Annotated in this window: 25 protein-coding genes; 10 read left to right on the top strand and 15 right to left on the bottom strand. The window is 71.4% G+C overall.

Going from position 1 to position 26,173, the window contains the following annotated elements; all coding sequences use genetic code 11:
• Positions 1–3 precede the first annotated feature (3 nt).
• Genes FHP06_RS03065 through FHP06_RS03055 form a run of 3 tightly spaced genes read right to left on the bottom strand, consistent with a single transcriptional unit; the run spans position 4 to position 1,771 of the window.
• Positions 4–648 (bottom strand): M50 family metallopeptidase, encoded by a 645-nt coding sequence (locus FHP06_RS03065; protein ID WP_147683630.1) that lies wholly within the window; start codon positions 646–648, stop codon positions 4–6.
• 9 nt (positions 649–657) lie between these two features.
• Positions 658–1,065, bottom strand: coding sequence for a tetratricopeptide repeat protein (locus FHP06_RS03060; RefSeq protein WP_222706328.1), 408 nt, complete (start codon positions 1,063–1,065; stop codon positions 658–660).
• Positions 1,066–1,114: 49 nt separating this feature from the next.
• Positions 1,115–1,771 carry a hypothetical protein gene (locus tag FHP06_RS03055; protein WP_147683628.1) on the bottom strand — a complete coding sequence of 219 codons (657 nt, stop codon included), beginning with the start codon at positions 1,769–1,771 and terminating at the stop codon, positions 1,115–1,117.
• A gap of 75 nt (positions 1,772–1,846) precedes the next feature.
• On the opposite strand from FHP06_RS03055, the gene rmuC reads away from it, so the two are divergent.
• Positions 1,847–3,148 (top strand): DNA recombination protein RmuC, encoded by a 1,302-nt coding sequence (gene rmuC, locus FHP06_RS03050; RefSeq protein ID WP_147683626.1) that lies wholly within the window; start codon positions 1,847–1,849, stop codon positions 3,146–3,148.
• Here rmuC and FHP06_RS03045 read toward each other — a convergent pair.
• The 7 genes from FHP06_RS03045 to FHP06_RS03015 form a co-directional block, all read right to left on the bottom strand.
• On the bottom strand, positions 3,145–4,293 hold the full coding sequence (locus FHP06_RS03045; RefSeq protein WP_147683624.1) for a cystathionine gamma-synthase: 1,149 nt from the start codon (positions 4,291–4,293) through the stop codon (positions 3,145–3,147). The genes rmuC and FHP06_RS03045 overlap by 4 nt on opposite strands.
• Entirely contained in the window at positions 4,290–5,666 is a 1,377-nt protein-coding gene (locus FHP06_RS03040; RefSeq protein WP_147683622.1) for a cystathionine beta-synthase, read from the bottom strand. The genes FHP06_RS03045 and FHP06_RS03040 overlap by 4 nt, the downstream gene beginning before the upstream one ends.
• A 31-nt stretch (positions 5,667–5,697) precedes the next feature.
• Positions 5,698–6,090, bottom strand: a complete 393-nt coding sequence (locus tag FHP06_RS03035) for a hypothetical protein (RefSeq protein ID WP_147683620.1) — start codon at positions 6,088–6,090, stop codon at positions 5,698–5,700.
• 299 nt (positions 6,091–6,389) lie between these two features.
• The gene (locus FHP06_RS03030) at positions 6,390–6,863 is read right to left on the bottom strand and encodes a DUF6318 family protein (RefSeq protein ID WP_147683618.1); all 474 of its coding nucleotides are present in this window, start codon (positions 6,861–6,863) and stop codon (positions 6,390–6,392) included.
• A 146-nt stretch (positions 6,864–7,009) separates the two neighbouring features.
• Positions 7,010–7,972 carry a septation protein SepH gene (gene sepH, locus FHP06_RS03025; protein WP_187271751.1) on the bottom strand — a complete coding sequence of 321 codons (963 nt, stop codon included), beginning with the start codon at positions 7,970–7,972 and terminating at the stop codon, positions 7,010–7,012.
• An 83-nt stretch (positions 7,973–8,055) separates the two neighbouring features.
• Positions 8,056–11,448, bottom strand: coding sequence for a proline dehydrogenase family protein (locus FHP06_RS03020; RefSeq protein WP_147683614.1), 3,393 nt, complete (start codon positions 11,446–11,448; stop codon positions 8,056–8,058).
• 13 nt (positions 11,449–11,461) lie between these two features.
• On the bottom strand, positions 11,462–12,691 hold the full coding sequence (locus FHP06_RS03015; protein ID WP_147683612.1) for an MFS transporter: 1,230 nt from the start codon (positions 12,689–12,691) through the stop codon (positions 11,462–11,464).
• A 60-nt stretch (positions 12,692–12,751) separates the two neighbouring features.
• Here FHP06_RS03015 and FHP06_RS03010 point away from each other — a divergent pair, with 60 nt between their 5' ends.
• The 3 genes from FHP06_RS03010 to FHP06_RS03000 all read left to right on the top strand — a co-directional run bounded on the left by FHP06_RS03010 (position 12,752) and on the right by FHP06_RS03000 (position 14,989).
• Positions 12,752–13,795, top strand: coding sequence for a ferrochelatase (locus tag FHP06_RS03010; RefSeq protein ID WP_147683610.1), 1,044 nt, complete (start codon positions 12,752–12,754; stop codon positions 13,793–13,795).
• Entirely contained in the window at positions 13,792–14,604 is an 813-nt protein-coding gene (locus FHP06_RS03005; RefSeq protein WP_147683608.1) for an inositol monophosphatase family protein, read from the top strand. Before FHP06_RS03010 ends, FHP06_RS03005 begins: the two co-directional genes overlap by 4 nt.
• 85 nt (positions 14,605–14,689) lie before the next feature.
• Positions 14,690–14,989: a DUF4193 domain-containing protein gene (locus FHP06_RS03000; RefSeq protein WP_147683606.1), complete on the top strand. Its 300-nt coding sequence runs from the start codon at positions 14,690–14,692 to the stop codon at positions 14,987–14,989.
• Here FHP06_RS03000 and FHP06_RS02995 read toward each other — a convergent pair.
• Entirely contained in the window at positions 14,964–15,374 is a 411-nt protein-coding gene (locus FHP06_RS02995; protein ID WP_147683605.1) for a DUF4235 domain-containing protein, read from the bottom strand. The two genes, FHP06_RS03000 and FHP06_RS02995, sit on opposite strands and share 26 nt — an antisense overlap.
• A complete protein-coding gene (locus tag FHP06_RS02990; RefSeq protein WP_187271750.1) occupies positions 15,355–15,846 on the bottom strand; it encodes a DUF3093 domain-containing protein in 492 nt (163 codons plus the stop codon). Before FHP06_RS02990 ends, FHP06_RS02995 begins: the two co-directional genes overlap by 20 nt.
• Positions 15,847–15,900: 54 nt before the next feature.
• Between FHP06_RS02990 and dut the strand changes: the two genes are divergently transcribed.
• Genes dut through FHP06_RS02970 form a run of 4 tightly spaced genes read left to right on the top strand, consistent with a single transcriptional unit; the run spans position 15,901 to position 18,132 of the window.
• Positions 15,901–16,353 carry a dUTP diphosphatase gene (gene dut / locus FHP06_RS02985; protein ID WP_147683601.1) on the top strand — a complete coding sequence of 151 codons (453 nt, stop codon included), beginning with the start codon at positions 15,901–15,903 and terminating at the stop codon, positions 16,351–16,353.
• Positions 16,350–16,997, top strand: a complete 648-nt coding sequence (locus FHP06_RS02980; protein ID WP_147683599.1) for a DUF3710 domain-containing protein — start codon at positions 16,350–16,352, stop codon at positions 16,995–16,997. Before dut ends, FHP06_RS02980 begins: the two co-directional genes overlap by 4 nt.
• A 26-nt stretch (positions 16,998–17,023) precedes the next feature.
• Entirely contained in the window at positions 17,024–17,377 is a 354-nt protein-coding gene (locus FHP06_RS02975; protein WP_147683598.1) for an OB-fold nucleic acid binding domain-containing protein, read from the top strand.
• Positions 17,374–18,132, top strand: coding sequence for a DUF3159 domain-containing protein (locus tag FHP06_RS02970; RefSeq protein ID WP_147683596.1), 759 nt, complete (start codon positions 17,374–17,376; stop codon positions 18,130–18,132). Before FHP06_RS02975 ends, FHP06_RS02970 begins: the two co-directional genes overlap by 4 nt.
• On the opposite strand, the gene FHP06_RS02965 is transcribed toward FHP06_RS02970, so the two are convergent.
• Both FHP06_RS02965 and FHP06_RS02960 read right to left on the bottom strand, forming a co-directional pair.
• Positions 18,129–18,791, bottom strand: a complete 663-nt coding sequence (locus tag FHP06_RS02965; RefSeq protein ID WP_147683594.1) for a potassium channel family protein — start codon at positions 18,789–18,791, stop codon at positions 18,129–18,131. The genes FHP06_RS02970 and FHP06_RS02965 overlap by 4 nt on opposite strands.
• Positions 18,791–19,453: a potassium channel family protein gene (locus FHP06_RS02960; protein WP_147683592.1), complete on the bottom strand. Its 663-nt coding sequence runs from the start codon at positions 19,451–19,453 to the stop codon at positions 18,791–18,793. The genes FHP06_RS02965 and FHP06_RS02960 overlap by 1 nt, the downstream gene beginning before the upstream one ends.
• Positions 19,454–19,508: 55 nt before the next feature.
• Here FHP06_RS02960 and FHP06_RS02955 point away from each other — a divergent pair, with 55 nt between their 5' ends.
• Together FHP06_RS02955 and FHP06_RS02950 are read left to right on the top strand one after the other, a co-directional pair.
• Entirely contained in the window at positions 19,509–21,521 is a 2,013-nt protein-coding gene (locus FHP06_RS02955; RefSeq protein ID WP_230973385.1) for an APC family permease, read from the top strand.
• Positions 21,514–22,668 (top strand): class I SAM-dependent RNA methyltransferase, encoded by a 1,155-nt coding sequence (locus FHP06_RS02950; protein ID WP_147683590.1) that lies wholly within the window; start codon positions 21,514–21,516, stop codon positions 22,666–22,668. Before FHP06_RS02955 ends, FHP06_RS02950 begins: the two co-directional genes overlap by 8 nt.
• Here the strand turns inward: FHP06_RS02950 and FHP06_RS02945 are convergent.
• Complete coding sequence (locus tag FHP06_RS02945) at positions 22,647–26,165, bottom strand: adenylate/guanylate cyclase domain-containing protein (protein ID WP_147683588.1); 3,519 nt, start codon at positions 26,163–26,165, stop codon at positions 22,647–22,649. The genes FHP06_RS02950 and FHP06_RS02945 overlap by 22 nt on opposite strands.
• Between the last annotated feature and the right edge of the window lie 8 nt (positions 26,166–26,173).

The raw sequence follows: 26,173 nt of genomic DNA, 5'->3' as shown, positions 1-26,173 counted from the left end.
CCATCAGACGAGCAGCCGGACGCCGACGGCGAGAGCGCCGGCCGTGAGGACCAGGAGCACGAGGTTCCACGCCCAGGCAGGCAGGTGCGTCAACCGGGCGAGCAGGTCGGCGTCGGACGTCCTCGTGCGGACGCGACGCCGGTGCGACCAGAGGTCGAGCACCGAGCGGGGCGCGGCGACGAGCAGGAACCAGGCGAGCACGAGGGCTGCCGTCTCCTGCACCTCGGCGGACGCCCGCCACACCACCACGGCCACGACCGCGCCGGCGGCCAGGACGACCGCCAGGCCGAACCAGTTGCGGATGTGCAGGAGCATCAGGGCCAGCGTGGCCAGGGCGGCGCCCCAGGCCCACGGCGCGTGTCCGGAGTCGACGAGCAGGACGCAGCCGAGACCGAGGGCCGCCGGGGCCAGGTAGCCCGCGGCGGCCGTCGCGATCATCCCCGGACCGCGGGGCCGACCGCTGGTGACGGTCAGCCCCGACGTGTCCTGGTGCAGCCGGATCGCGTTGAGCCGTCGGCCGGTCAGCAGCGCGACGACGGCGTGACCGGCCTCGTGCACCAGGGTCACGACGTGACGGAGTCGCTGCCACGTCGCCGGCACGAGCGCGAGCGCCGTCCCGGCGAGCGCGGCGACGACCTCCGGGCTCAGGGCGCGTCCTCAGTCGCGGTGGTCGTGCTCGACCAGGTCGACGCGCGTGGTGTCGCGCGGGGACTCACCCATCGCGGTGGCCAGGCGGTGCATCGTGGCCGCCTCGTCGGGCCGGCTCTGCCGGTCCAGCGCGAGGCCCAGCGCCGTGTGCGCCCAGCCGCTGGTGGGCTCGAGCTCGATCAGGCGCCGGAACGCGTCCTCGGCGGGCTTGAGCTGCGCGGCGGCGAAGTGCGCCCGCCCGAGCAGCTCCCAGGCCGCGGCGTTGCCCGGCTCCTCGTCCAGGACCCGGCGGACGACGCGCACGGCGTCGCGCGGGTAGCGGGAGTCGAGCAGCTCCTCGGCCTTCCGGAAGGCGTCGTAGGAGTCCATCGCGGCGATCTGCTCGTCCGTGATGTTCGGGGTCAGGTAGATGGTCATGGGGCCCTCCTTCCGAGGTTCGCCCGGCTCAACACCGGCGGTGGTCCGCTCATTCCGGGGTGGGGGACGTCTTGCCCGGGTCGGTCGGGAACGGGGTCGGCGGGGTGGTGCTCAGGGTCGGGCTCGGGGACGGCGTGACGTCGGTGGGGATCGGCGTCGTCAGGGTCGTGGTGGGCACCGTCGGGGTGGGCGTCGGGTCCGGTTCGTCGTCGTCCTTGGAGGAGCCGCCGCCGCCGAAGGTCTTGCCGATGGTGGTGCCCTTGTCGTTGGTGCCCCACTCCTTGCCGACGACCAGCTCGTAGACGGTGATGGTGCCGATGGCGATCACCAGCACGACGACGCTCGTGACCAGCACCGTGGGCCAGTGGACGCCGGAGCGGTCGTCGACCACGCGGGCGCCGCGCGGCTGGGCGGCGACGTCGGCGACCTCCTCGAACGCCTCCGTGACCGACTCGCCCTCTTCGAGGTGCTTCTCGATGACGGTGCCGCGCTCGGTCTGGACCAGCAGCGTGCGGCCGGTCTCCAGGGTGCGGGCGAAGAACGCCGAGCTGACGGTGGCCACGAGGCTGCCCAGCGCCGCCCCGATGATCGTGCCGGCGACGCCGAGGCGCGAGGCTGCCCAGGCGGCGATCATCGCCGCGAGCGCACCCGCGAGCACCTGGAGCCACGACATCTCCCCGAACAGGCGTCGTCGCAGCTGGGCCATGCTGCGAGCGTAGCGATTCCCGGCACGCCGACGCGGCTCCACGATGTTGTCGGAGGTCCGGGTCAGACTGACGGCATGGAACTCGTCGGTGTGCTGCTTCTCGGACTCGTGCTCGGCGCCCTCGTCGGATGGACGCTGGGCCGGAGCAACGCTGTGACCAGCGCATCTGCCGCCGATCCGGCGGTCCTCGAGGCTCGCCACCAGGCCGTCGTGGCCCAGCTGCGGCAGGAGGAGGCGGAGGCCCGGGCCGAGGTCAGCCGTGAGCTGGCGGCGGCCGAGGCGTCGATCGCCGGCCTGCAGGACGCGCTGGAGCAGGCCCGCCGCGAGGCGCTGCAGCGGGCGGAGTCCGACCGCGCCGAGAACAAGGTGCTGCAGCAGCTGGCGCCCATCTCGGAGAACCTGCGCGCGATGCAGAAGACCGTCGTCGACCTGGAGTCCCAGCGCAACCAGCAGCACGGCGTGCTGGCCCAGGAGCTCAAGGTCACCCGCGAGACGGCCGAGCGGTCCAAGCTGGCCGCGGAGACGCTCGCGTCGGCGCTGCGCAACAACTCCGTGCGTGGCGTGTACGGCGAGACGCAGCTGAAGTCGCTGGTGGAGTCCGCCGGCCTGCTGCGGCGGGTCGACTTCTCGACCCAGGAGTCGATCGAGGCGGAGTCCGGCGCGCGGCGGCCTGACATGGTGATCAACCTCCCCGGAGGGAAGCAGTACGCCGTCGACGCGAAGGTGCCGTACTCCGCCTTCATCGAGGCCAACCGTCCGGACATCTCCGAGGAGCATCGGGCGCAGCACCTGGTTCAGCACGCCCGTCAGGTCAAGGGCCACGTCGACGCGCTGGCGAGCAAGCAGTACTGGTCCGGACTGGCGGCCAGCCCGGAGTTCACTGTGGCCTTCATCCCGAACGAGTCGATCCTGAACGCGGCTCTCGATGCCGACCCGGGCCTCATGGAGCACGCGTTCGCGAAGGGCGTTCTCCTGGCCACCCCCACCAATCTCTGGGCCATCCTGAAGACCGTTGCGTTCACCTGGCAGCAGGAGGTCCTCACCGAGGACGCCAAGAACCTCTTCGACCTGGGCAAGGTCCTGTACGCGCGTCTGTCCAAGCTGGCCGAGCACGCCGAGAAGCTCCGCCGGTCCATCGAGTCCACGGTCACCAGCTACAACAGCTTCGCCAGCTCCCTAGAGCAGCGGGTGCTGGTCACCGCGCGCAAGCTCGACCAGGTGGACGAGACCAAGATCATCGCGTCACCACGCGTCATCGACGCTCAGACCAAGCCGTTGACCCAGGAGGAGTTCATCGCGTTCCAGGACCTCGAGCGTCCGGAGCTCGACTTCACCGTCGACGCCGAGATCGTCGACGACGGCCGGCAGACCGGTTAGCCCAGTGCCTGCTCGAGGTCTGCCAGCAGATCGGCGGTGTCCTCGATGCCGACACTCAGGCGGACCAGGTCGTCGGGCACCTCGAGCGCGGATCCGGCCGTCGACGCGTGCGTCATCGCTCCTGGGTGCTCGATCAGCGACTCGATGCCACCGAGGCTCTCCGCCAGCGTGAAGATCTCGGTGCGAGCGCACAGGTCGAGCGCCGCCTGACGTCCCCCGGCCAGCCGCACCGACACCATGCCGCCGTAGCGGCGCATCTGGCGCTTGGCGACGTCGTGGCCCGGGTGCTCGTCAAGCCCGGGGTAGATGACCGTGGCGATCGCGGAGTGGCCGGCCAGCAGGTCGACGACGGCCTCGGCGTTGGTGCAGTGCTGCTCCATGCGGACGGCGAGCGTCTTCGCGCCGCGCATCGTGAGGTAGGCGTCGAACGGGCCGGGCACGCCGCCCGCGCCGTTCTGCAGGAAGCCGAACGCGTCGTGCAGCTCGGCGTCGTTCGTGACGAGCGCGCCGCCGACGACGTCGGAGTGACCGCCGAGGTACTTGGTGGTGGAGTGCAGGACCACGTCGGCGCCGAGCGCCAGCGGCTGCTGCAGGTACGGCGAGGCGAACGTGTTGTCCACGACCAGCTTCGTGCCGGCCTCCTGGCTCACCTCGGCGATCGCGGCGATGTCGGCGATGTTCAGCAGCGGGTTGGTGGGCGTCTCGATCCAGACGACCTTCGTGGCGTCGGTGATGGCGTCGCGGACGGCGGTCGGGTCGTCCACGGCCACGGTGGAGTAGGTGATGCCCCAGTGCGTGAACACCTTGTCGATCAGCCGGAACGTGCCGCCGTAGGCGTCGTCGGGGATGACGAGGTGGTCGCCGGGGCGCAGCATCGCGCGCAGCGCCGTGTCGGTGGCGGCCATGCCGGAGCTGAACGCCCGGCCGTACGACCCGCCCTCGAGCGCGGCGAGGTTGGCCTCGAGCGCGGTGCGCGTCGGGTTGCCGGTGCGGGCGTACTCGTAGCCGCCGCGCATGCCGCCCACGCCGTCCTGCGCGAACGTCGAGGACGCGTAGATCGGGACGTTCACGGCACCGGTCTGCGGGTCAGGCTCGAAGCCGGCGTGGATCGCGCGGGTGGCGAAGCCCTTCTCGTCGTCGCTCATACGTGCACCCCCAGGAGGTCGTGGCGGGTGAGGACGCCGAGCGGCTTGCCGTCCTCGACGACCATCACGGCGTCGCTCTCGCTGAGCGCCTTGAGGGCGGCGTCGAGGTCCTCGCCGGCGCCGAGCAGGGGGAGCGGTGCCTCCATGTGCTTGGACACGGGGTCGGTGAGGAGCGCACGACCCTCGAAGACGGCGCTGACCAGCTCGCGCTCGCTCACGGAGCCGGCCACCTCGCCGATGACGACCGGCGGCTCGGGACCGACGACCGGCATCTGCGACACGTTGTACTCGCGCAGGATCTCGATCGCGTCGCGGATGGTCTCCGACGGGTGCGTGTGCACGAGGTCGGGCATGCTGCCGGTCTTGCGGCGGAGCAGCTGGCCGACGTCGGGCCGGTCGGTGTGGCTGTCGAGCGGCGTCCGGAGGAAGCCGTAGGACGACATCCAGTCGTCGTTGAAGATCTTGGAGAGGTAGCCGCGGCCGCCGTCGGGCAGGAGCACCACGACGAGGGCGTCGGGGCCCTCGCGCTCGGCGACCTCGAGGGCGGCGACGACCGCCATGCCGCACGAGCCGCCGACGAGCAGGGCCTCCTCGCGGGCCAGGCGCCGGGTCATGTCGAAGGAGTCGGCGTCGCTGACGGCGATGATCTCGTCGGGGATCTCGGGGTCGTAGGCGCTGGGCCAGAAGTCCTCGCCGACGCCCTCGACGAGGTACGGGCGGCCACTGCCGCCGGAGTACACGGAGCCTTCGGGGTCGACGCCGATGACCTTGACGCGACCGTCGGAGACCTCCTTGAGGTAGCGGCCGGCGCCGGTGATGGTGCCGCCGGTGCCGACGCCCGCGACGAAGTGCGTGATCTTGCCGTCGGTGTCGGCCCAGATCTCCGGACCGGTGGTCTCGTAGTGGCTCTGGGGACCGGCCGGGTTGGAGTACTGGTCGGGCTTCCACCCGCCGTCGATCTCACGGACGAGCCGGTCGGAGACGCTGTAGTAGCTGTCCGGATGCTCGGGCGGGACGGCCGTGGGGCACACGTGGACCTCGGCGCCATAGGCGCGCATCGTGTTGCGCTTGTCCTCGCTGACCTTGTCGGGGCAGACGAAGATGCAGCGGTAGCCGCGCTGCTGCGCGACGAGGGCCAGGCCGACGCCGGTGTTGCCGGAGGTGGGCTCGATGATCGTCCCGCCAGGCTTGAGGGCGCCGGACTTCTCGGCCTCCTCGACCATCTTCAGGGCGATCCGGTCTTTCGCACTGCCGCCGGGGTTCAGGTACTCGATCTTGGCCGCCACGGTCGCAGATCCTGCGGGGACGACGCTCGTCAGCTCTACGAGCGGGGTGTTGCCCACGAGCTCGACGATGTGATGGGCGATACGCATCTGGCCATTGTTGCACCGGAGCGATCGGCCCTCAGCGGGTGAGGATCGGGCTGGCCTCGGTGACGTCGATGGTGGTGGTCGGGCCGACGGCGGTGAGGGTGCCGGACAGCTCCTGGCGTGGCCCGCCGTCGACCGTGTAGGTGACGGCGTAGCTGGTGTCGACGCCGATCCGAAGGTTCTCGCCGGTGTCGCGGTAGCGGTGCGTGACGTCCTTCGCCGGGTAGGGCCGCCCCGGCCGACTCGTGCGGGCCGTCGTCCCGTCCCCGTGATGCCACGTGTACACGACGGGCCGTGCGATGACGGAGACCTGGTGCCCCAGGAGCGTCACGGTTCGTCGCAGCGTCTGCGGCTCGGTGTAGAAGATCGTCGGGATGTTGACCAGCACCTCGTCCGTCGGCTGGACCCGCGCCCGCAACGCCGGCATCGGGATCTCCCGGACGGCGCGCTCGATCGCAGCGCGATCAAGTCGTTCCGGTGCTCCATTGAATTCCCGAAGAGCGCAGCGATACCGCGAACGATCTGGCTCGTATGCCCCAAAGCAGCGCAGCGGATACGACGGTACGACTCGAACCCTGTTTGCCCCGGAATGCGCGGCCGCCGGCTTTGCGTTCTTCACCTCCACGCGAACGCTCGGCGACCACCCGGAAGGAGAGACGTCGACATCAGACGGGGTCAGCACTGAGAACAAGGCGGCGGAAATGAGGAGAGTGGTGATGTTAGGCATCAGGTGCCTCGCCGGTAGATGTCGACGAGCTGGAACGGGGCGTGGTCATTGAGAACGAAGGTGAGTGGTACGAGAGCCTTTTCTCCCTCGACTTTGACCTCCGTCACGACTTCGATTGGATCTCTGCTCCCGCCTACCCGAACGTCATTTAGCGTCCATGCTGCGCCCTTAGGCCGTTCAGACTGTTTGAGCGATTTGAAGTCACCGGCGTATTCGCGACACGGCTTGCATTTGGGCGCGTGCTTGACCATCAGATGTCCGTCACCGGTCTTGGCGGCGTAGTTGAAGGCAGATACCCAAAATCCGACAAAGGTTGCTGCCCCACTGGGGGTGTCCTTCTTCGCCTCATTCGGAAGGTCTGGAGGCGCGAGCGTCGGAGTAGCGGACTTCCTCGGCGGCTCGATCGGTCTGGGGTCACTGGAGCACCCCGAGAAGAGCAGCAGGCCGGCGATGGCGAGCGTGACGATGCGCATGAACCCCCCGATTCAGAACGCCACGAACCTAGCCGAGTCGAGGTGGAGATGTCATCGCGCCGGTCCACAGTCGTCGACATGTGACGTGGAGAGCGTCATGGGCGCCCGATAACGCCCTGGGCGTCACATTTCGCGAAGACGGGGCGTCAGTCGTCCTTGCCGCCGAACATGATCTCGTCCCAGCTGGGGACGCGGCGGCGCTCGTGCTTCTTCTTGCGGGGCATCGTGTCGGGGACGGCGATGTCCTGCTCGAGGGTGATCTCGACCTGGCCGACGTCGTCGGTGAGCTGCTGCTCCTGGCGCTCGGCCTCGGCGGCGTCGGCCTCCTCGTCGGCGATCGCCATCTGCTCCATGGCCTTGCGGTCGCGGGCCTCCTTGAGCGACGACACCGCGGCGTGGAACTCCTCGGACTCGACGTCCGGGACGATCTCGTCGGGCTCGGTCTCCACCGCCGGTGCTTCCGCGGCCACGGCCTCCTCGCGGAGGACGTCGGCGATGGCCATGTCGGAGGAGTCCTCGGGAAGCGCGACGTCGCCCACCAGGTCGTGCGCGACCTCGTCGGCCGGGAGAACGTAGCGGCCCTTCACGTCGAACAGGAAGGTCGCGGGCTGGTCGGCGTCGGCGATGGTGGCGACGACGGTCCAGCGCCCGTCCTCACGACGCCACGAGTCCCAGACGATCTCGTCCGGCACGCCGCCCTCGGCGGCCACCTTCTCGTCGACCAGAGTGCCGAGGGGCATGCCGGTGCCGCCCACGTGCTTGCGGCGCACGGTGGTCTTCCGCGCCTGCTCGCACATGAACTCGCGCTCGGCGAGCACCGGCGCGGCGAACGCGCTGATCTGCTCCACCGGCACTCCGGCCGCCTCGGCGACCTCGTCGGGACTCTCGCCACGACGGATGCGGGTCTGGATGTCTCGGGGACTGAGGGTGCTTTCCATCGTGATCTCCAACTGGCCGGACGGGCTGCCGCTGCGGATGCGGGTGGAGGCGTCGATCAGGGAAGAGAGACGGCGATCGGCACGGATGTGGAACGTCTCGTTGGTGGGGGCGTGGCGCGCGATGAGGAACCGTCCGTCCTCGCTCAGTCCGTCGAGACCGAGTTCGCGCATGAATGCCTCCAGATTCGTCCTGAAATCCATCGTAGGGACGGGGCACTCCCCAGCCGGGACGACGCGCCGACGACTTCGGCGTGTCAGACGCGGGGGAGGACCGCCTCGAACGACGGGTCCGGGTTGCCGAACCGGTGGTTCGTGATGGAGATGGCCTGCTCCCGGAGGAACGGCAGGAGCTCGACGCGGCCGGACTGCGTGACCTCGCCCGGGTACAGCGCGACGTCCGGGTCGCCCTCGACGGCCGCCGACACCTCGCCGGACGGGACGCCCAGCAGGCGCACCCGCGCCGGCCGCTCCGTGGCGACGCGCGACAGCCACTCCTCGCGGGTCTCGACGACGTGCGGCACCGGGAAGCCGCTCGGCAGGGCCTCCGGCACGCTCACCGAGATGTCCGACCCGGCCCGCGTGGCCGCCAGGACGACACGGACGAGGTCGGGCAGGTAGCCGTCGCTGCGGACAGTGACCGGGACCGGCAGGTAGCGGAAGACGTTCCGCTCGACGCCGAGCCCGGTGACGTCCTTGTGGATGCCGAACTCGCGCGACCACGCCTTCTGGTCGGAGCCGGCGGCGGCCCGCACGGCCTCGAGCTCCTCAGGACGCAGGACCGTGGCCGCCTTCTCGAGCACCTCGGTGACCTCGGGGGACAGGTCGACGGCGGGCGCCGACCGCAGCGTGCGGGACCGCCAGCTGCCGAGGTGGGTCAGGTAGTTGGGGCCGCCGGCTTTGCTGGTGGCGCCGACGGACGAGCGCTTCCAGCCGCCGAACGGCTGTCGCTGGACGATGGCCCCGGTGATGCCGCGGTTCACGTAGAGGTTGCCGGCCTCGACCCGCTCGATCCACTCGTTGACCTCGTCCGGGTCGAGGGAGTGGATGCCTGCGGTCAGGCCGAAGTCGGTGGCGTTCTGCCACTCGATCGCCTCGTCGAGGTTCTTGGCGTGCATCAGGCCGAGCACCGGGCCGAAGTACTCGGTCTGGTGGAACGCGCTGCCGGGCCGGACTCCGATGCGGATGCCCGGCGACCAGAGCCGTCCGGACGCGTCCAGCTTGCGCGGCTCCAGCAGCCAGCGGTCCTCCTCGCTCTCGTCGAGGACGGTGAGGGCCTCGAGCAGCTTCCCCTTGGGCGGCTCGATGACCGGTCCCATGGCGACCTCGGGGTCGTCGGGCCACCCGACGACGAGCGAGGACACGGCGTCGAGGAGCTGCCGCTCGAACCGCTCCGACCGGCCGACGGAGCCGACGAGGATGCCGAGGCTGGCGGCCGAGCACTTCTGCCCGGCGTGCCCGAACGCGCTCTTGGCGAGGTCGGCGACGGCGTGGTCGAGGTCGGCGCTCGGGGTGACGACGATGCCGTTCTTGCCGCTGGTCTCGGCGAGCAGCGGAAGGTCGTTGCGCCACGACCGGAACAGCTTGGCCGTCTCCCAGCCGCCGGTGAGGATGACGCGGTCGACGCCCGGGTGCGCGACGAGCGACTGGCTCAGCGCTCCCTCGGGCATGGAGACCAGGCGCAGCACGTCGCGCGGCACGCCGGCGCGCCACAGCGCCTCGATCATCACGGCGGCGCAGCGCGGGCTCTGCGGTGCCGGCTTGATGACGACGCCGCTGCCGGCCGCGAGGGCCGCCAGGACGGAGCCGGCCGGGATGGCGACCGGGAAGTTCCACGGGGGAGTGACGACGGTCAGGTGCGCCGGCTCGAAGACGGCACCGTCGACGACCTCGAGACGTCGGGCCGACTCGGCGTAGTAGTGCGCGAAGTCGATGGCCTCGCTGACCTCGACGTCGGCCTCGGCGATGGTCTTGCCGGTCTCGGCCGCCATGACGGAGACGAGCTCACCGCGCCGAGCGGCGATCGCCGCACCGGCCTGGTGGAGGATCCAGGCGCGGACGTCTGCCCCGCGGGCGGCCCACCGGGCGCCGGCCTCACGGGTCTGCCGGACGAGCGTCTCGAGGCTCGCCGGGCCATAGATGTGGCCCGCGTCGATGGTGTCCAGCCCGAGCTGGGTGTACGTGGACCGGGAGAGTGCGAGGCGGCCCCACTCGCGGTTGCCCTCGGTGGACGGGTCGGTGTCGGGAGTGTTGGCGAAGCCGTCGGTGTGCAGGGAGATGTGCTCGTTGCGACGGTCCTGCACGCGGTTCGGGGTGGGGACGGTGTCGTCGAGCGCCTTCACCGACGCCAGGAAGCGGCTCGCCTCGCGGTCGAACGCCTCCGGGGACTTGCCGAGGTCGAAGGCGACCGACATGAAGTTCTCGCTGCTGGCGTTCTCCTCGAGCCGCCGCACGAGGTAGGAGATCGCGACGTCGAACTCCTCTGGGTGCACGACCGGGGTGTAGAGAAGGAGCTCGCCGACCTCGTCGCGCACGGCCGAGATCGGACCGGAGTCCATGCCCAGGAGCATCTCGAAGTCGATGGCCTCGCGGACGCCGCGGTCGCCGGCGAGCAGCCAGGCGTAGGCGATGTCGAACAGGTTCTGGCCGGCCACGCCGATCCGCACTGCGTCGACGCGCTCAGGGGTGAGGGCCCAGCCGAGCACCCGCTTGTAGTTGGTGTCGGTCTCCTGCTTGGAGCCCCAGGTGGCGAGCGGCCAGCCGTGGACGGCCGCGTCGACGCGCTCCATGGCGAGGTTGGCGCCCTTGACCAGGCGCACCTTGATGGGCGCTCCGCCGCGGGCCCGGCGCTTGGCGGCCCACTCCTGCAGGGTCTGCATCGCGCCGAGCGCGTCGGGCAGATAGGCCTGCAGGACGATGCCGGCCTCGAGGTCGGGGTAGTCCTCGAGGACCCGGGTGAAGACGGCCACCGTCAGGTCGAGGTCGCGGTACTCCTCCATGTCGAGATTGACGAAGCCCCCCTCGTCGGCGGCGAGGGCGTACAGGGGCTGCAGCCGCTTGACCACCCGGTCGACGGTCTCGTCGAACGCCCACATGGACAGCTGGCTGGCGACGGCGGACACCTTGACCGAGACGTAGTCGACGTCGTCGCGTTCGAGCAGCCCGACGGTGCGGTCGCGGCGCCGCGACGCCTCACGCTCGCCGAGGACGGCCTCGCCGAGCAGGTTGATGTTCAGCCGGTCGCCCTTCTTGCGCAGCTTCTGGATGCTGCGGCCGAGCTGGGCCGGGCGGGCGTCGAGGACGAGGTGGCCGACCATGCCGCGCAGCCGCTTGCGTGCCGTGCGCACCACGAGGCCGGGCGTCAGGACGGAGGCGAGGGCGCCGAGCTTGAGCAGGAACCGCTGGCTGACCGGCAGGAACTTCGGCGTGTGCTTGGCGAGCCGGCGCAGGTTGCGGGCCGCGACGCGGTTGTCCTCCGGCCGCACCACCCGGTCGACGAAGCCGATGGTGAAGTCGAGTCCGTGCGGGTCCTGCAGGAGGTGTGCGAGGCGGCGCGCGGCGGGCTCGGTGCGGCGCCGCCCCTTGCGCGAGGGATCCGTCCAGGACCGGACGAGGTCGATGCTTCGTTCGGCGAGGGGAAGATCGGTCATGGCATGCCCCAGGTTAATGGTTGGTCGGCCCGAGCACGACGCTCCGGGCAGGCGGATCGGAGTGGTTGGCGGAGGGCGGGTTCGTGGGCCGGATGGTCCACGAGATCGCGGTGGCAACGAGGCCCGCGACGAGGGGGATCAGGAACGCCGTCGACGCGCCCTCGGCGTCGATGACCCGGCCCGCGACGGCCGCCCCGGGCGCCACGCCGACGGCCAGCCCGAGGGTGGTCCACGCCAGTCCCTCGGTCAGCCGCTGGGCGGGCACGTTGATCTCGACGAGACGCATCGCCTCGATCAGCGTGGGCGAGATCGCCGCGCCGGCGAGGAAGATCCCGACGGCCAGGGTGGCGACGTTCGGCAGGGCCGGCAGGGGAGCGAACAGCAGCCCGAGACCGAGCAGGCACCACCGGAATCGGTGCAGGGGATCGGCCGACCCGGGCAGTGCGCCGACGACGAGGCCGGCCAGGAGGCTGCCTGCCGCCCAGGCTGCCAGCACGAGACCGGTGGCCGAGGTGGCGTCCTTCTCGTCGCAGAACGCGACGACGATGACCTCGGTGGACCCGAACAGCACGCCGATGCCCAGCGTGACCGCGACGAGCGGTCCGACGACGTGCCAGCCCATCGGTGGGCGGCCGGTGCCGTCGTGGGCGACCGTGGGCGGCTCGGTGCGACGCTGCAGCGCCAGGCACCACGAGCCGACGACGGCTGCCGCGGTGGCGGCGGTGAGCCCGGCGACGTCGGCGACGTGGAGCGTCAGGACGGTGACGAGGATCGGGCCGACGATGAACACGACCTCGTCGAGCACCGCCTCGATGGCGAACGCGGTGCTGAGCAGCGAGCGGTCGGGGAGCGCGTGGGCCCACCGGGTGCGCACGAGGTTGCCCGTCTGCGGCGTGACCAGGCCGGCGGCGGCCGCGCACAGGTGCGGCCACGGGACGGCCCAGCCCTGGTGGATGGCGACGATCGTGAGCGTCATGCCGACGGCGTACGCCGCGCCGCCGGCCCAGAGCACCGGGGCCTGCCCGACCCGGTCGACCAGGCGTCCCTGAGCGGGCGCGAAGGCCGCCGCCGCCAGGATGTACGACGCGGACACGAGGCCGGCCCGTCCGTAGGAGCCGGACTGCTCCGCGACGAGGAGCACGATGCCCAAGGCGGTCATCGACAACGGGAGCCGGGCGACCACCGCGGAGGAGCTGAACGCCACGGCTCCGGGCGTGGAGAGAACACGTCGGTACTCGGACACCCCGGATCCCTCCCTGCCTCTCCTGACGGCACCCTACCCACCGCGTGAGACGATGCGCCCATGGATGTCAGCCCGTTCGACGCGCTGCTCCTGGTGTCGTTCGGTGGACCCGAGCATCCCGACCACGTCCTGCCGTTCCTGGAGAACGTCACCGCAGGTCGCGGCATCCCGCGCGAGCGGCTCGAGCAGGTCGGCGAGCACTACCACCTCTTCGGCGGACGATCGCCGATCAACGACCTGAACCGCGAGCTCATCGACGCCATCCGCAAGGACTTCGCCGACCACGGCATCGATCTGCCGATCTACTGGGGCAACCGGAACTGGGACCCGTACCTGCGCGACGCGATGCGGCAGATGGCGAACGACGGCGTGCGCAACGCCGCCTACCTCGTCACCAGTGCCTACTCCTCCTACTCCGGCTGCCGTCAGTACCGCGAGGACCTCTTCGACGCGCACGCCGGCCTCGACGAGGTCGGGCTCACCCGGCTACGCCTCTACTTCAACCACCCCGGCTTCGTGACGCCGTTCGTGGAGGCCACGGCCGCGGCGCTGGCCGAGGCGCCGGCCGGCACCCACGTCGTCTTCGTCACGCACTCGATCCCCACCGCGATGGACGCGGCGAGCGGCGGCCCGGGCGTGCACGCCTACCGGCAGCAGCACGAGGAGGTCGCCCGCCTGGTCGCCGAGGGCGCCGGCGCGCTGCGGTCGAGCCTGGTCTACTGCTCGAGGTCCGGCTCCCCGCACGTCCCGTGGCTCGAGCCCGACATCAACGACGAGCTGCGTGACCTCGCGGCGAGCGGCGTCCGGTCCGTGGTGGTCGTGCCGATCGGGTTCGTCTCCGACCACATGGAGGTCATCTACGACCTCGACACCGAGGCGGCGGCCACGGCCAAGGAGCTCGGCCTGCGGTACGACCGCGTCGACACCCCGGGCACGCACCCGGCGTTCGTCGAGATGGTGCGGGGTCTCGTGCTCGAGCGCGCGGCCGTCGAGCGCGGCGAGGGGCCCCTGCGGTCCGTCGTCGGAGAGATGCCGCCCAACCCGGACGTCTGCCCGATGGACTGCTGCGTCAACCTGCGGGCCCCGTTGCCCACCGTCCCGTGACCCCAGCACCCGACCTGGTCGACGCCGCCCTGCAGTCGCTGGCCCGCGAGGTCGGGCTGGAGGCCGCCCGTTTCGTCGCGGCGAGCCGTCCCGAGGGCCGGGTCCAGGTGGCCGCGACCAAGTCCAGCCCCACGGACGCCGTCACCGAGATCGACCGCGCCTGCGAGGCGCTGGTGCGCGAGCGGATCCTGGCAGCGCGGCCCGACGACGGCTTCGTCGGCGAGGAGGGCGACGACGTCCCCGGCGCGACCGGGGTGGAGTGGGTCGTCGACCCGATCGACGGCACGGTCAACTTCGTCTACGGCATCCCGGAGTACGCGGTGTCCATCGCGGCCCGCCGTGACGGACGCGTGGTGGCCGGGCACGTCGTCAACGTCGTCTCCGGCGAGGAGTGGGGCGCGGTGGCCGGCGCCGGCGCCTGGCGGCACGTCGGCGACGACCGCCGGATGCTGCGCGCGCCCGCGCCGGAGTCCGTCGCCCATGCCCTCGTCGGCACCGGGTTCCACTACCGGCGAGAGCTCCGGGAGAAGCAGGGCCCGGCCGTCGCCCGGCTGCTCCCGCACGTGCGCGACATCCGCCGCACCGGGTCGGCGGCGCTCAACCTCTGCTGGCTCGCCGAGGGCCGTCTCGACGTGTTCGTCGAGCAAGGTCTCGGCCCCTGGGACCTCGCCGCCGGCGGCCTCGTGGCGGCCGAGTCGGGCATGCTGCTCGCCGGCCTGACCGACGGGCCCGACGAGCGCCTCGTCATGGCCGCGCATCCCGCGATAGCAGAGGAATATTTCGCCCTCGTGCGTGCTTGTGGGTTCTGAGTGCCGAGCGCGGCGACCGGGTCCTTGACCCGTGTGGAACAATCGCGCCGGTTGATCCCACGAGTGTCACGAAGCAGGAGGGTCCATGGCGACCGACTACGACGCACCGCGCAAGACCGACGATGAGCAGTCCGAGGACTCCATCGAGGAGCTGAAGGCGCGTCGTCACGAGAAGAGCTCCGGCAAGGTCGACGAGGACGAGGTCGAGGCTGCCGAGAACTTCGAGCTGCCCGGCGCCGACCTGTCGCACGAGGAGCTGGCCGTCCAGGTCGTCCCGAAGAAGTCCGACGAGTTCACCTGCTCGTCATGCTTCCTGGTGCATCACCGCAGCCAGCTGGCGAGCGAGAAGAAGGGCGTGCTCATCTGCCGCGACTGCGCCGGCTGAGCTTCCTTCCAGCCTTCTTCACCGTCTGAGCCGACTCCTCGAGAGTCGGTTCCGTCGTCTTCAGGGGCTTCATGCCCGGGGGCAGGTGTCCGGTGGACTTGACGTAGTACGTGGCCGTGGAGCGACGCACCAGGACGCGGACGAGCTCGGCGAGCGCGCCGCCCACCACGGCCCAGGCAACGGCCTCCTTGACCTCGGTGTCGGGGTGCCGGTCGCTCGTGGGTGGCTTCTTGCCGGTGGCGACGCGCCAGGTGAGGGCGGAGACCTCGCGGGCGAGGAGCCCAGCCGCGATGGTGGAGCCGCGGTCCATCAGCTTCCAGGCGCCCTTGCTGCCGGGACTGCCTTTCACCTTCTTGGCCTTGCCGTCAGCCTTCTTCTTCGCCACGGTGCGCGTCTCCGTTCGTCGTCGATGCGTCTTCAGTGTGTCCCAACGCGTCGACGACCGCCTGTGGTCGGCGGCACGAGACGAGCCAGTAGGGCGTCGGGTCCGCGGGGTCGGTGACCTCGGCCAGGATGCCGCCGTCGACGTAGGGCCGGGTGCGCAGCCAGGCCCGGGCGTCGGCGTCCGGACCGAGGCGGTCACGGAACGCCCGGCGGTCGAGGGCGACGACGGTCCCGAGGTGCTCCGGAGGGAGCCGGGTGCCCGCGACGTCGAGCCCGTCCGGGCCGGCGATGATCGCCACCGAGCCGTAGGCCCAGACCAGTCCGGCGGCGACCGCGGTGCCGACGACCGCGGCCACGATGCCGATCGGCCACGTGGTGGCGACCAGCACGATCCAGCCGCACACGAGGCCGAACACGAGCGCCGTGACCCACCACGACGCCGGGGCCGTCAGCCGCTCCCGATAGGTGCTCACCACCCCAGACTGCCGCATCACCCGGCGGGCGGACCCGCCGGTATCGTCGCGCGCATGGTCGAGGTGAGCATCACGCGTCTGGATCCCGATCTGCCGCTGCCGACGTACGCACGACCCGGCGACGCGGGGGCGGACCTCGTGACCACGATCGACGTCACGCTGGCGCCGGGGGAGCGGGCGCTCGTGCCCACGGGCATCGCGATCGCCCTGCCCGAGGGCTACGCGGCGTTCGTCCACCCGCGCTCCGGGCTCGCCCTGCGCCACGGTCTGTCGGTCGTCAACACGCCGGGCACGATCGACGCCGGGTACCGCGGCGAGATCGCCGTCCTGCTGGTCAACCACGACCTGCACGAGTCGATCTCCTTGTCCCGCGGCGACCGCATCGCCCAGCTCGTCGTGCAACGTGTGGAGCAGGCTGCTTTCGTGGAGGTGGACGCCCTGCCGGAGTCCGTGCGCGGCACCGGCGGCTACGGGTCCACCGGACACACCGCTCACGAGGGGGCATGACCATGCGACGCCGTCGCCAGGACGAGGACAGCACCGACGCGGAGCCGGAGACCCCCCCGGCAGCCCCGTCCACGAACCTGCGAGCCGACGGCCCGTGGGACTCCACCGAGCGGTCCCCGGACGACGACCCCAGCTACCTCGACCTCGGCTCGCTCTGGGTGCGAGGCAACCCCGGCTTCTCCCTGCAGGTGCCCACCGACGACGCGGACGGGACGATGGGCTCGGTCGTGCTGGTCGCGGAGGAGTCGGGGCTGGAGCTGCGCGCGTTCGCCGACGCCCGGTCCGGCGGCCTGTGGGACGACGTCCGCGCGGACCTCGAGCTCGAGGCGATGCGCCTCGACGGCGAGTGCGAGCCGGCGGACGGTCCTTTCGGTCCGGAGCTGCGCGTCCGCATCCCCGTGACGCTGCCGGACGGCGAGGCCGGGTTCCAGCCCAGCCGCATCCTCGGCATCGAGGGGCCCCGCTGGATGCTGCGTGCCACGTTCCTCGGCCGCGAGGCGCTGGATCCCGACGACAACAGCCTGCTCATGCACGCGCTGCGCGACGTCATCGTGGTCCGCGGCGACGAGCCGATGGCCCCGCGAGAGGCCCTTCTGATCACGTTCGGAGAAGGGCTCGATGTGGTGGAGTCCACCCCACAGTGAGCCGTGCCGCGGCCTACACTTGAAGCATGTCAGGACTCTTCAGTCGGACCCTCGAAAAGCTCTCGTTGGAGCACCAGGAGGCCGACGAGCTCCAGGAGGACGCCGCCAAGGCCGGCTGTTCCCTGATCAAGGCGCAGCCCGACCGCTGCATGGCCACGGTGCACGGGACCCTGAGGTCCGTGACGCTGCGCCCGGTGGACGGCGTCACGGCGCTGGAGGCCGAGCTGTACGACGGGTCCGACACCATCACGCTGATCTGGCTGGGTCGCCGCACCATCGAGGGTGTGGACGCCGGACGTCGCCTCACGGCGCACGGCCGCATCGGCCGCCGGGGTTCGGAGCGCGTGCTCTACAACCCGGCGTACGAGCTCGAGGCATGACCTCCGACGACTCGAGTCGTCCCCGGCACCTGGGCCCCGAGTCCCCCGAGAGCATCTTCGACGACGACGAGGCGTCGGCGCATGAGGCGTCCGCCCACGAGACCGGCGGGGGTGCCGGGCCGCGGGCGGCTCATGACACCGTCGAGCACCTGATCCGGACGAAGCTGTCCGAGGCGCTCGGCGGACGGCGCGGCATCGTCGAGGGCGCGGTCCCCACGGTGCTGTTCACGCTCACGTACGTCATCACCCACGAGCTACGACCGTCGCTGATCCTCAGCATCGGCGTCACGGTGGTCCTGCTCGTGATCCGGCTGGTCCAGCGGACCACCGTGCAGTTCGTCCTCAACGCGCTGTTCGGCATCGGCATCGCGGCGGTGTTCGCGTCCCGCTCCGGCGAGGCCCGCGACGTCTTCCTGCCCGGCATCCTCTACAACGGCGCCTACGCGGCCGTGTTCGTGATCTCGATCCTGATCGGCTGGCCGCTGGTCGGCTTCATGATCGGCAGCATCACCGGCGACCCCACGGCGTGGCACCGCGACAAGGCGATGGTGCGCCTGTGCGCCCAGATGACGTGGCTGTTCGCGCTGCCCTGCGTGTTGCGGGTCCTCGTGCAGTACCCGCTCTACCTCGGCGACCACATCGCCCTGCTGGGCACCACCAAGATCGTCCTGGGCTGGCCGCTGCAGCTCGCCGCGTTCGCGGCCATGGCCTGGCTGCTCAGCCGCGACCGGACCCCGCTGGAGTCGGCGCCCTAGTCCTTGGGCGAGAGGAGCTGCCCGAGGTCGTCCTCCGCGTCCTCGGGGGAGACGAACAGCAGCTCGTCGCCGGCCTCGAGCGACCGGTCCTGGTCGGGCGTCTGGATCGCGTTGTCGCGCAGGATCGCGACGAGCACGACGTCCTGCGGCCACGGCACGTCGCGGACGCGCTGGCCGACGAACGGGGAGTGGTCCGGCATCGTCAGCTCGACCAGGTTGGTGTTGCTCTGGCGGAACGTGAACAGGCGGACGAGGTCGCCGACCGTGACCGCCTCCTCCACGAGCGCCGACATCAGGCGCGGCGTGGAGACGGAGACGTCGACGCCCCACGACTCGCTGAACAGCCACTCGTTGCTGGGGTGGTTGACGCGGCCGACGGTGCGGGGCACGGAGAACTCGGTCTTGGCCAGCAGGGAGATGACGAGGTTGGCCTTGTCGTCGCCGGTGGCGGCGATGACGACGTCGCACGTCTCGAGCTGGGCCTCCTCGAGCGACGACAGCTCGCACGCGTCGGCGAGCAGCCACTGCGCCTCCGGCACCGCCTCCGAGCGGATGGACGCCGGGGACTTGTCGATGAGCAGGACCTGGTGGCCGTTGTCGATGAGCTCGAGGGCGACGCTGCGGCCGACGGCGCCGGCTCCGGCGATGGCGACCCGCATCAGTCCTCCTCGGGGCCGGACGCGATCGCGGCGTGCACCCGCTCCGCGTCGGACTCGAGCATGAAGACGCTGAGGTAGTCGCCCTCCTGGATGACGGTGTCGCTGCGGGCGATCATCCCGGAGCCGAGACGGGTGAGGTACGCGACGCGGACGCCGGCCTCCTTCTCGAACCGGGACAGGTCCTGGCCGATCCAGGCGAACGGCGCGTAGATGTTGTCGAGGCGCAGCTGGCCCGACGGGTCGCGCCAGGCCGGCTCCGAGCCGGCCGGCAGAAGCCGCCGGAGCACCTGGTCGGCCGCCCACGGCACGGTGGCGACGGTGGGGACGCCCAGGCGCTCGTAGACCTCGGCGCGGCCGGGGTCGTAGATGCGGGCGACGATGTTGGACACGCCGAACTGCTCGCGCGCCACGCGGGCGGAGATGATGTTGGAGTTGTCGCCGCTGGAGACCGCCGCGAAGCCGTCGGCCTTCGGCAGACCGGCCCGTTCGAGGACGTCGCGGTCGAAGCCCATCCCGGTGACGGTGATGCCCTTGAACGACGGGCCGAGACGCCGGAAGGCGTCGGGATTGGAGTCGATGACGGCGGTGGTGTGACCCCGCTCCTCGAGGCTGCGCGTGAGCGTCGAACCCACCCGGCCGCAGCCCATGATCACGATGTGCACGGTGCGACGCTACACCGCCCCACGGGGCCCCATCAGCGGGTCTACGATCGTCGCCGTGGGCATCGTCGACGTGACCAAGCGTGCGCTCGTCGGGCGTAAGCTCCGCAGCTCCCAGCTGGAGGAGACGCTGCTCCCCAAGCGGGTCGCGCTGCCGGTGTTCGCGAGCGACGCGCTGTCGTCCGTGGCCTACGCGCCGGACGAGATCTTCCTGACCCTGTCGCTCGGCGGGCTGACCGCCTACCAGTTCAACTGGCGCATCGGTCTCGCCGTCGCGCTGGTGCTCCTGACGGTGGTCGCGTCCTACCGGCAGAACGTCCGGGCGTACCCGAGCGGCGGTGGCGACTACGAGGTCGCCACGGTCAACCTGGGCCGGAACGCCGGGCTCACGGTGGGCAGCGCCCTGCTCGTCGACTACGTGCTGACGGTCGCGGTGTCGATCTCGTCGGGCGTGCAGAACGCGACGTCCGCGATCCCCGCCCTCGAGGGGCACGAGGCCGCGGCCGCCTCCGGGCTCGTGATCCTGCTCATGGCGATGAACCTGCGCGGCACCAAGGAGTCCGGCACCGCGTTCGCCGTGCCCACGTACCTGTTCATGATCGCGATCCTTCTGATGGGCGTGTGGGGCTACGCGCGCTATGTCTTCGGCGACCTCCCGCAGACGGAGAGCGCGAAGTTCGACATCGCGGCCGAGTCGCCGTACGACGGCGCCCTCACCGGTATCGCGATGGTGTTCCTGCTGGCGCGCGCGTTCTCGTCGGGCTGCGCCGCCCTCACCGGCGTCGAGGCCATCAGCAACGGCGTGCCGGCGTTCCGGAAGCCGAAGAGCCAGAACGCGGCCACCACGCTGCTGCTGCTCGGCACGCTCGCGATCACGATGCTGATGAGCATGCTGGTGCTCGCCGACCTGATGCACCTGCGCTACGTCGAGGACCCGAGCCAGCTGCTGCTGAACGGCAAGCCGGTGGGCGACGGCTACGAACAGCAGACGGTGATCGGCCAGGTGGCCAAGGCGCTGTACCACGACGTCCCGCCGCTGTTCTACTTCACGATCGCCACCACCGGCGTCATCCTGATCCTCGCGGCGAACACCGCCTTCAACGGCTTCCCAGTGCTCGCCTCGATCCTGGCCCGCGACGGGTACCTGCCGCGCCAGCTCGACACCCGCGGCGACCGGCTCGCCTTCAGCAACGGCATCATCCTGCTGGCCGTCGGCGCCATCGTCCTGATCCAGGCGTTCGACGCCCAGGTCACCCGGCTGATCCAGCTGTACATCGTCGGCGTCTTCGTGTCGTTCGTGTTCAGCCAGGCCGGCATGATCCGCCACTGGAACCGCCTGCTCGCCGTGGAGGAGGACCACGGCGAGCGGCGGCGCATGTTCCGGTCGCGCGGCATCAACGCGTTCGGCCTCGTGATGACCGCCACCGTCCTGGTGATCGTGCTCATCACCAAGTTCCTCGTCGGCGCCTGGATCGCGATCCTGGCCATGGTCGTGATCTTCACGCTGATGAAGGGCATCGAGCGGCACTACCGGCTCATCGCCGAGGAGCTGGCGATCGACGACTCCGACATCATGCTGCCGTCGCGCGTCCACGCGATCGTCCTCGTGGGCAAGGTGCACAAGCCGACGATGCGGGCCCTCGCCTACGCGCGGGTCTCGCGCCCGAACACGCTCGAGGCGCTGTACGTCGAGTTCGACCCGGGGGAGTCGGCGGCGCTGCGGCAGCGCTGGGACGAGCTGGACATCCCGGTCCCGCTGAAGATCGTGTCGTCGCCGTACCGCGAGCTGGTGCGACCGGTGATCCGGTACGTCAAGGAGGTCCGCAAGAGCAGCCCGCGCGACGTGATCACCGTCTACATCCCGGAGTACGTCGTCGGCCGCTGGTGGGAGCAGCTGCTGCACAACCAGACCGCGCTGCGGCTCAAGGGACGCCTGTTGTTCATGCCGGGCGTGATGGTGACGAGCGTCCCGTACCAGCTGCAGTCGGCCGGCCGGGTCAAGCTGCGGCCGGAGCGACCGGCGCCCGGCGACGTCCGACGCGGGGTCCGAGGCCCCCGCAGCGGTGGCTGAGCTGCCGATCGTCGACGTCGGCCCCGTGGCCCATGGCGGCCACTGCGTGGCGCGGCTCGACGGTCAGGTCGTCTTCGTCCGGCACACGCTCCCCGGCGAGCGCGTGCGGATCCGGGTGACGGAGGAGTCGAAGCGGTTCCTGCGGGCCGACGCCGTCGAGGTCATCGAGGCCGCACCCGGTCGCGTCGACCCGCCGTGCCCGTACGCCGGCACCTGCGGCGGCTGCGACTTCCAGCACGTCGACCCGGCGGTGCAGCGCGAGCTGCTGGGCGACGTCGTGCGCGAGCAGCTGGCTCGTCTCGCCGGCATCACCTGGGACGGCGAGGTCGAGCGGGTCGGCGACGAGCTCGGGTGGCGCACCCGCATGACGTACGCGATCGACGGAGAGGGTCGCCCCGGGCTCCGCAAGCACCGGTCGCACGAGGTCGTGCCGGTCGAGCGGTGCCTCATCGCGCATCCCGGACTGCCCGACGTCCTGGACCGGCGCTGGCCCGGTCGAGAAGCCGTCGAGGTGGTGGTGTCGTCCCGTGGCGAGCAGCTGGTCGTGGGGGAGGAGAAGCGCTCCGCGGTCACCGAGGACGTGCACGGCGTGCCGTTCCGGGTCAGCGGGTCCGGGTTCTGGCAGGTCCACCCCGCGGCGGCGCAGACCTTGGTTGACGCCGTGATGCAGGGCGCGGAGGTGCGGCCCGGCGACCGCGTCGTCGACCTGTACGCGGGTGTGGGCCTGTTCACCGCGTTCCTCGCCGAGGCCGCCGGCCCCGACGGCGAGGTCGTCAGCGTCGAGGCCGACCCCGGTGGCTCGCGCGACGCACGACGCAACCTGCACGACCGCCCGACGGTCCGGCTGGTGGGCGAGACGGTGGAGCGGGCGTTCCGCTCCGGCCAGGTCGGGGAGCGCGCCGACGTCGTCGTGCTCGACCCACCGCGCACCGGGGCCAAGCGCGCCGTCGGCGACATCGTCAGCCTCGGCCCGCGCCGCGTCGTCTACGTGGCGTGCGACGCGGCGGCCCTGGCCCGCGACGTCGCCACGTTCGCCGAGTCCGGGTACCGGCTCGACTCGTTGCGGGCCTTCGCCCTGTTCCCCATGACGCACCACGTCGAGTGCGTCGCCGTCCTGACCGCCTATCAGGCCGACGTGGCGCTCTGACGGTCCAGCTGCTCCAGCCAGGTCGTCGTACCCAGCTCAGCCAGGACCGACCGCGCGTGGGAAAGCAGCCGCTCCGCCTCGTCGCTCCGGCCGAGCTGGTGCAGCCACAGGCCGAGGTCGGCCTCCGCCCGCGCCGTGTAGTGGCGTGATCCCCACTCGTCCAGCTCGGCGATCGCCTGACGGAGCAACCCCTCCACCGAGTCCGGGTCGGCGTCCCGGGCGAGCAGCGCCTGGAACCGACGGTGGTGGGCGCGCACCGAGAGCGGGACGGTGGTCCGGGTCGTCGCCGTCTCCACGACGCTCATGAGGTGCGCCAGGGTCTCCGTCGCCCCGAGCTCCATCGCGAGCTCGACCGCGACCGGCCAGGGGTGGACAAAGTCGTCCGCCGTGCCGGACGCGCCGTAGAACATGTCGGCCGACGCGACGGCGCGGTCGAGCGCCTCCTCCGGGCGACCCTGCGACAGGGCGGCCGTGCCCTCGGCGAAGAGCGTCCAGCCCTCGTCGAGGGGGTCGTCGCTCTGCGGGCGGTCGTCGGGGCCCCAGGGGAGCTCGACGGGTGCACCCCGGGCCGCGCCCAGGAAGCCGCGGATGGCGACCTCGATGGCGATCATCACGGCGAGGTGGCTGCCCTCGCGGTCCAGGCGCTCCTCGAGCTCGTCCCATCTACCCGAGGACAGGAGCGCGAGGTAAAGATTCACCAGCGCGAACTCCTTCCAGACCGCGACACCGGCCCGGTCGGCGACGTCCACCGCTTCGGTCCCCGCCTCGATCGCCCGCGGCAGGTTCATCGTCGTGTAGTAGCTGTTGAGGTTGAGCAGGCAGCGCGAGAGCACCCCGGGGATGTGCTCGGAGCGAGCGATGTCGGCGGCGGCGCTGGCCAGCACGGCCGACATCTCTCCGGCACCCAGGATGTTGTACCTGACGCCGAGCGCGTTGAGGACCTCGGCGATCTGCTCGCGGTCGCCGAGCTTGTCGGCGATCTGGAGCCGACGGTCGTACACGTCCGTCCGGTCCTGGCCGATCCGGCCGGCAGCCGACGACAGCACGCGGCCCAGCTCCTGGAGCGCCTCGTCGGCGTCGTTGCGCTCGACCAGCTCGTCCCACCGCGGGCTGACGATCGCGACGGCGGCGGCATTGTCGCCCGTCGTCGACAGCGCCTGTGCGTGGACCGAGGCGGCGACGGCTGCCGACCGCGGGTCGCCCAGGCCGTCGAACGTCTCCGTGGCCGCGATCGCGTGGGGGACGGCGGCCTCGTAGTCGCCCTTGTCCAGCAGCGCCGATGCGGCGGCGGAGTCGAGGCGGGCGCGCGTCGCCGGGTCCCCGGTGTGCTCCAGCGCGAGCAGCAGGTGGTTCGCGGCCTCGGTCATCGCGCCGAGGGAGCGGGCCCGGCTCGCGGCCCGCTCGAGGTGGGTGATCGCGAGGGCCTCCAGCTCGGCGGTGTCGGGCTCGGTGGGCAGCGCCTCGATCGCCTCGAGGTAGTGCTGGGCGATGATCGGCGCGAGCTCGCCGGCGGCGTCGTCGGCCGCCTCGGTCTGCCGGGCGACGGCGAGGTGGGTCGCCCGGCGGTCCCGACGTGACAGCGTTCCGTAGGCGACCTGCCGGATGACCGACTGGACGAACTGGAGCTGGCCGTACTCCGCACTGAAGCGGCTGACCATGCGGCTCAGGATCTGCTGGCGCAGGAGCCCGTCGAGCACGGCGTCGATGTCGTCGATCTCGGGGCAGAGCTCGGCGATCTCGTCTCGGGAGAAGACGTTGCCGATGACGCTCGCGCGGTCGACGAGGCGTCGCTGCTCGGGGTCGAGCGTGTCCAGGCGCGCCGCCACCAGTGCCTGCAGCGAGGCGGGGGCACCGATCGAGTCGAGGTCGAGCCCGTCCGGGTCCGCGAGCACGTACTGCCCGCCCCGTGGCACGACGAGGTCGCGGTCGATCAGCGAGCGGACGGTCTCGACGGCGAACAGCGGGATGCCCTCGGACCGCTCGACCAGCGTGGCGCGCGCGTCGTCAGGCAGCCCGACGACGAGGCCGTCGAGCAGGGCAGCCATGTCGGCGTCGCCCAGCGCCGGCAGGTGGCTGACCGTCGCCGCCCGGTTGGTGGCGAGCGTCGGGTTCGCGTCCAGCAGGCCCGGCCGGCTCAGGAGGACGACGAAGCACGGGAAGGTCCCGGTCGCGAGCAGGTGCTCGATGAACTGGAGGAGTCCGTCGTCGGCGTGGTGGGCGTCGTCGATGACGAGGACGACCGGGTTGCCCTCGCCGACCCGCTCGAGGAAGACGGTCCACGCGGCGAACAGGTCCTCACGCGGGAAGCTGCCGACCGAGCCGATGCCGAGCATGGCGCCGAGACGGGGACCGAGCCAGGCGCGCTCGTCGGCGTCCGGGACGAAGCGGTCGAGGCCCAGCTCCATCAGGTGGGAAGGGTCGAGGGTGGGGGAGTCCGGGTCGTCCTGGTCGGCCTCCGGCGCGAGGCTGCGCAGGCGGGCCCGCATCGCCTCGGCCAGCGCGAAGTAGGCGAGGCCCTCTCCGTAGGCGACGCAGCGGCCGGCGTGCCAGCGCACCGACATGCTCAGCCCGTCGACGTACTTCTCGAACTCCCAGGCGAGGCGCGACTTCCCGACCCCCGGCTCGCCGAGCATCAGGAGCAGGCTCGGCCGGCCGGACTCGTGCACGGCGTGGAACAGCTCCTTGACCAAGCGCAGCTCGCGCTCCCGGCCGACCAGCGGTGCCTCGAGCCCGTCGGCGCGCTGGGACCCGCCGACGCCGGCCACGACCGCACGGACCGACCACAGCGGGACGGGGTCGGCCTTGCCCTTGAGGGCGTGACTGCCGACGTCGAGGTAGCTGATCGCGGACGACGTGAGCAGGCGCGTGGTCTCGTCGACCCACACTTGACCGGCGTCGGCGACGGACTGGACGCGGGCGGCGGTGTTCACGGCGTCGCCGGCGACCATGCCCTGCTGCTCGGCGCCGATCGTGACGGCCACCTCGCCCGTCACGATGCCGACCCGCATGGCCAGGTCCGGGACGCCGATGTCGGCACCCACGGCCGAGACGGCGTTCACCAGCTCCAGGCCGGCGCGGACCGCGCGCTCGGCGTCGTCCTCGTGGGCCGTCGGGACGCCCCAGACGGCCATGACGGCGTCGCCGATGAACTTCTCCACCGTGCCGCCGTAGCGGTCGATGATGCGGCGGCACTCGTCGAAGTAGCGCGAGAGGAGCTCACGGGTCTCCTCCTGGTCGCGGGCCTCCGACAGCGTGGTGAAGCCGACCAGGTCGCCGAACAGCACGCTGGTGACGCGGCGGGAGGCGACGGGGGTCGGCACGGCGGCCGGTGCCGCAGCGGCTCCCTGGGCGGCGCCGCACGCGCTGCAGAACTGCGCACCGGGGACCAGGGTGGTGCCGCAGGACGAGCACGTCGGCTCGGCCAGGGCCGTCCCGCAGCTGAAGCAGAACCGGGCGCCGTCGGGCTGGGCCGCCGAGCAGCTGGGGCACGCGCTCATGGTCGGCC

It is taken from the genome of Aeromicrobium terrae (genome assembly GCF_008039565.1).
Classification (GTDB): Bacteria; Actinomycetota; Actinomycetes; order Propionibacteriales; family Nocardioidaceae; genus Aeromicrobium; species Aeromicrobium terrae.
This window is presented reverse-complemented; position numbering and strand designations above follow the sequence as displayed.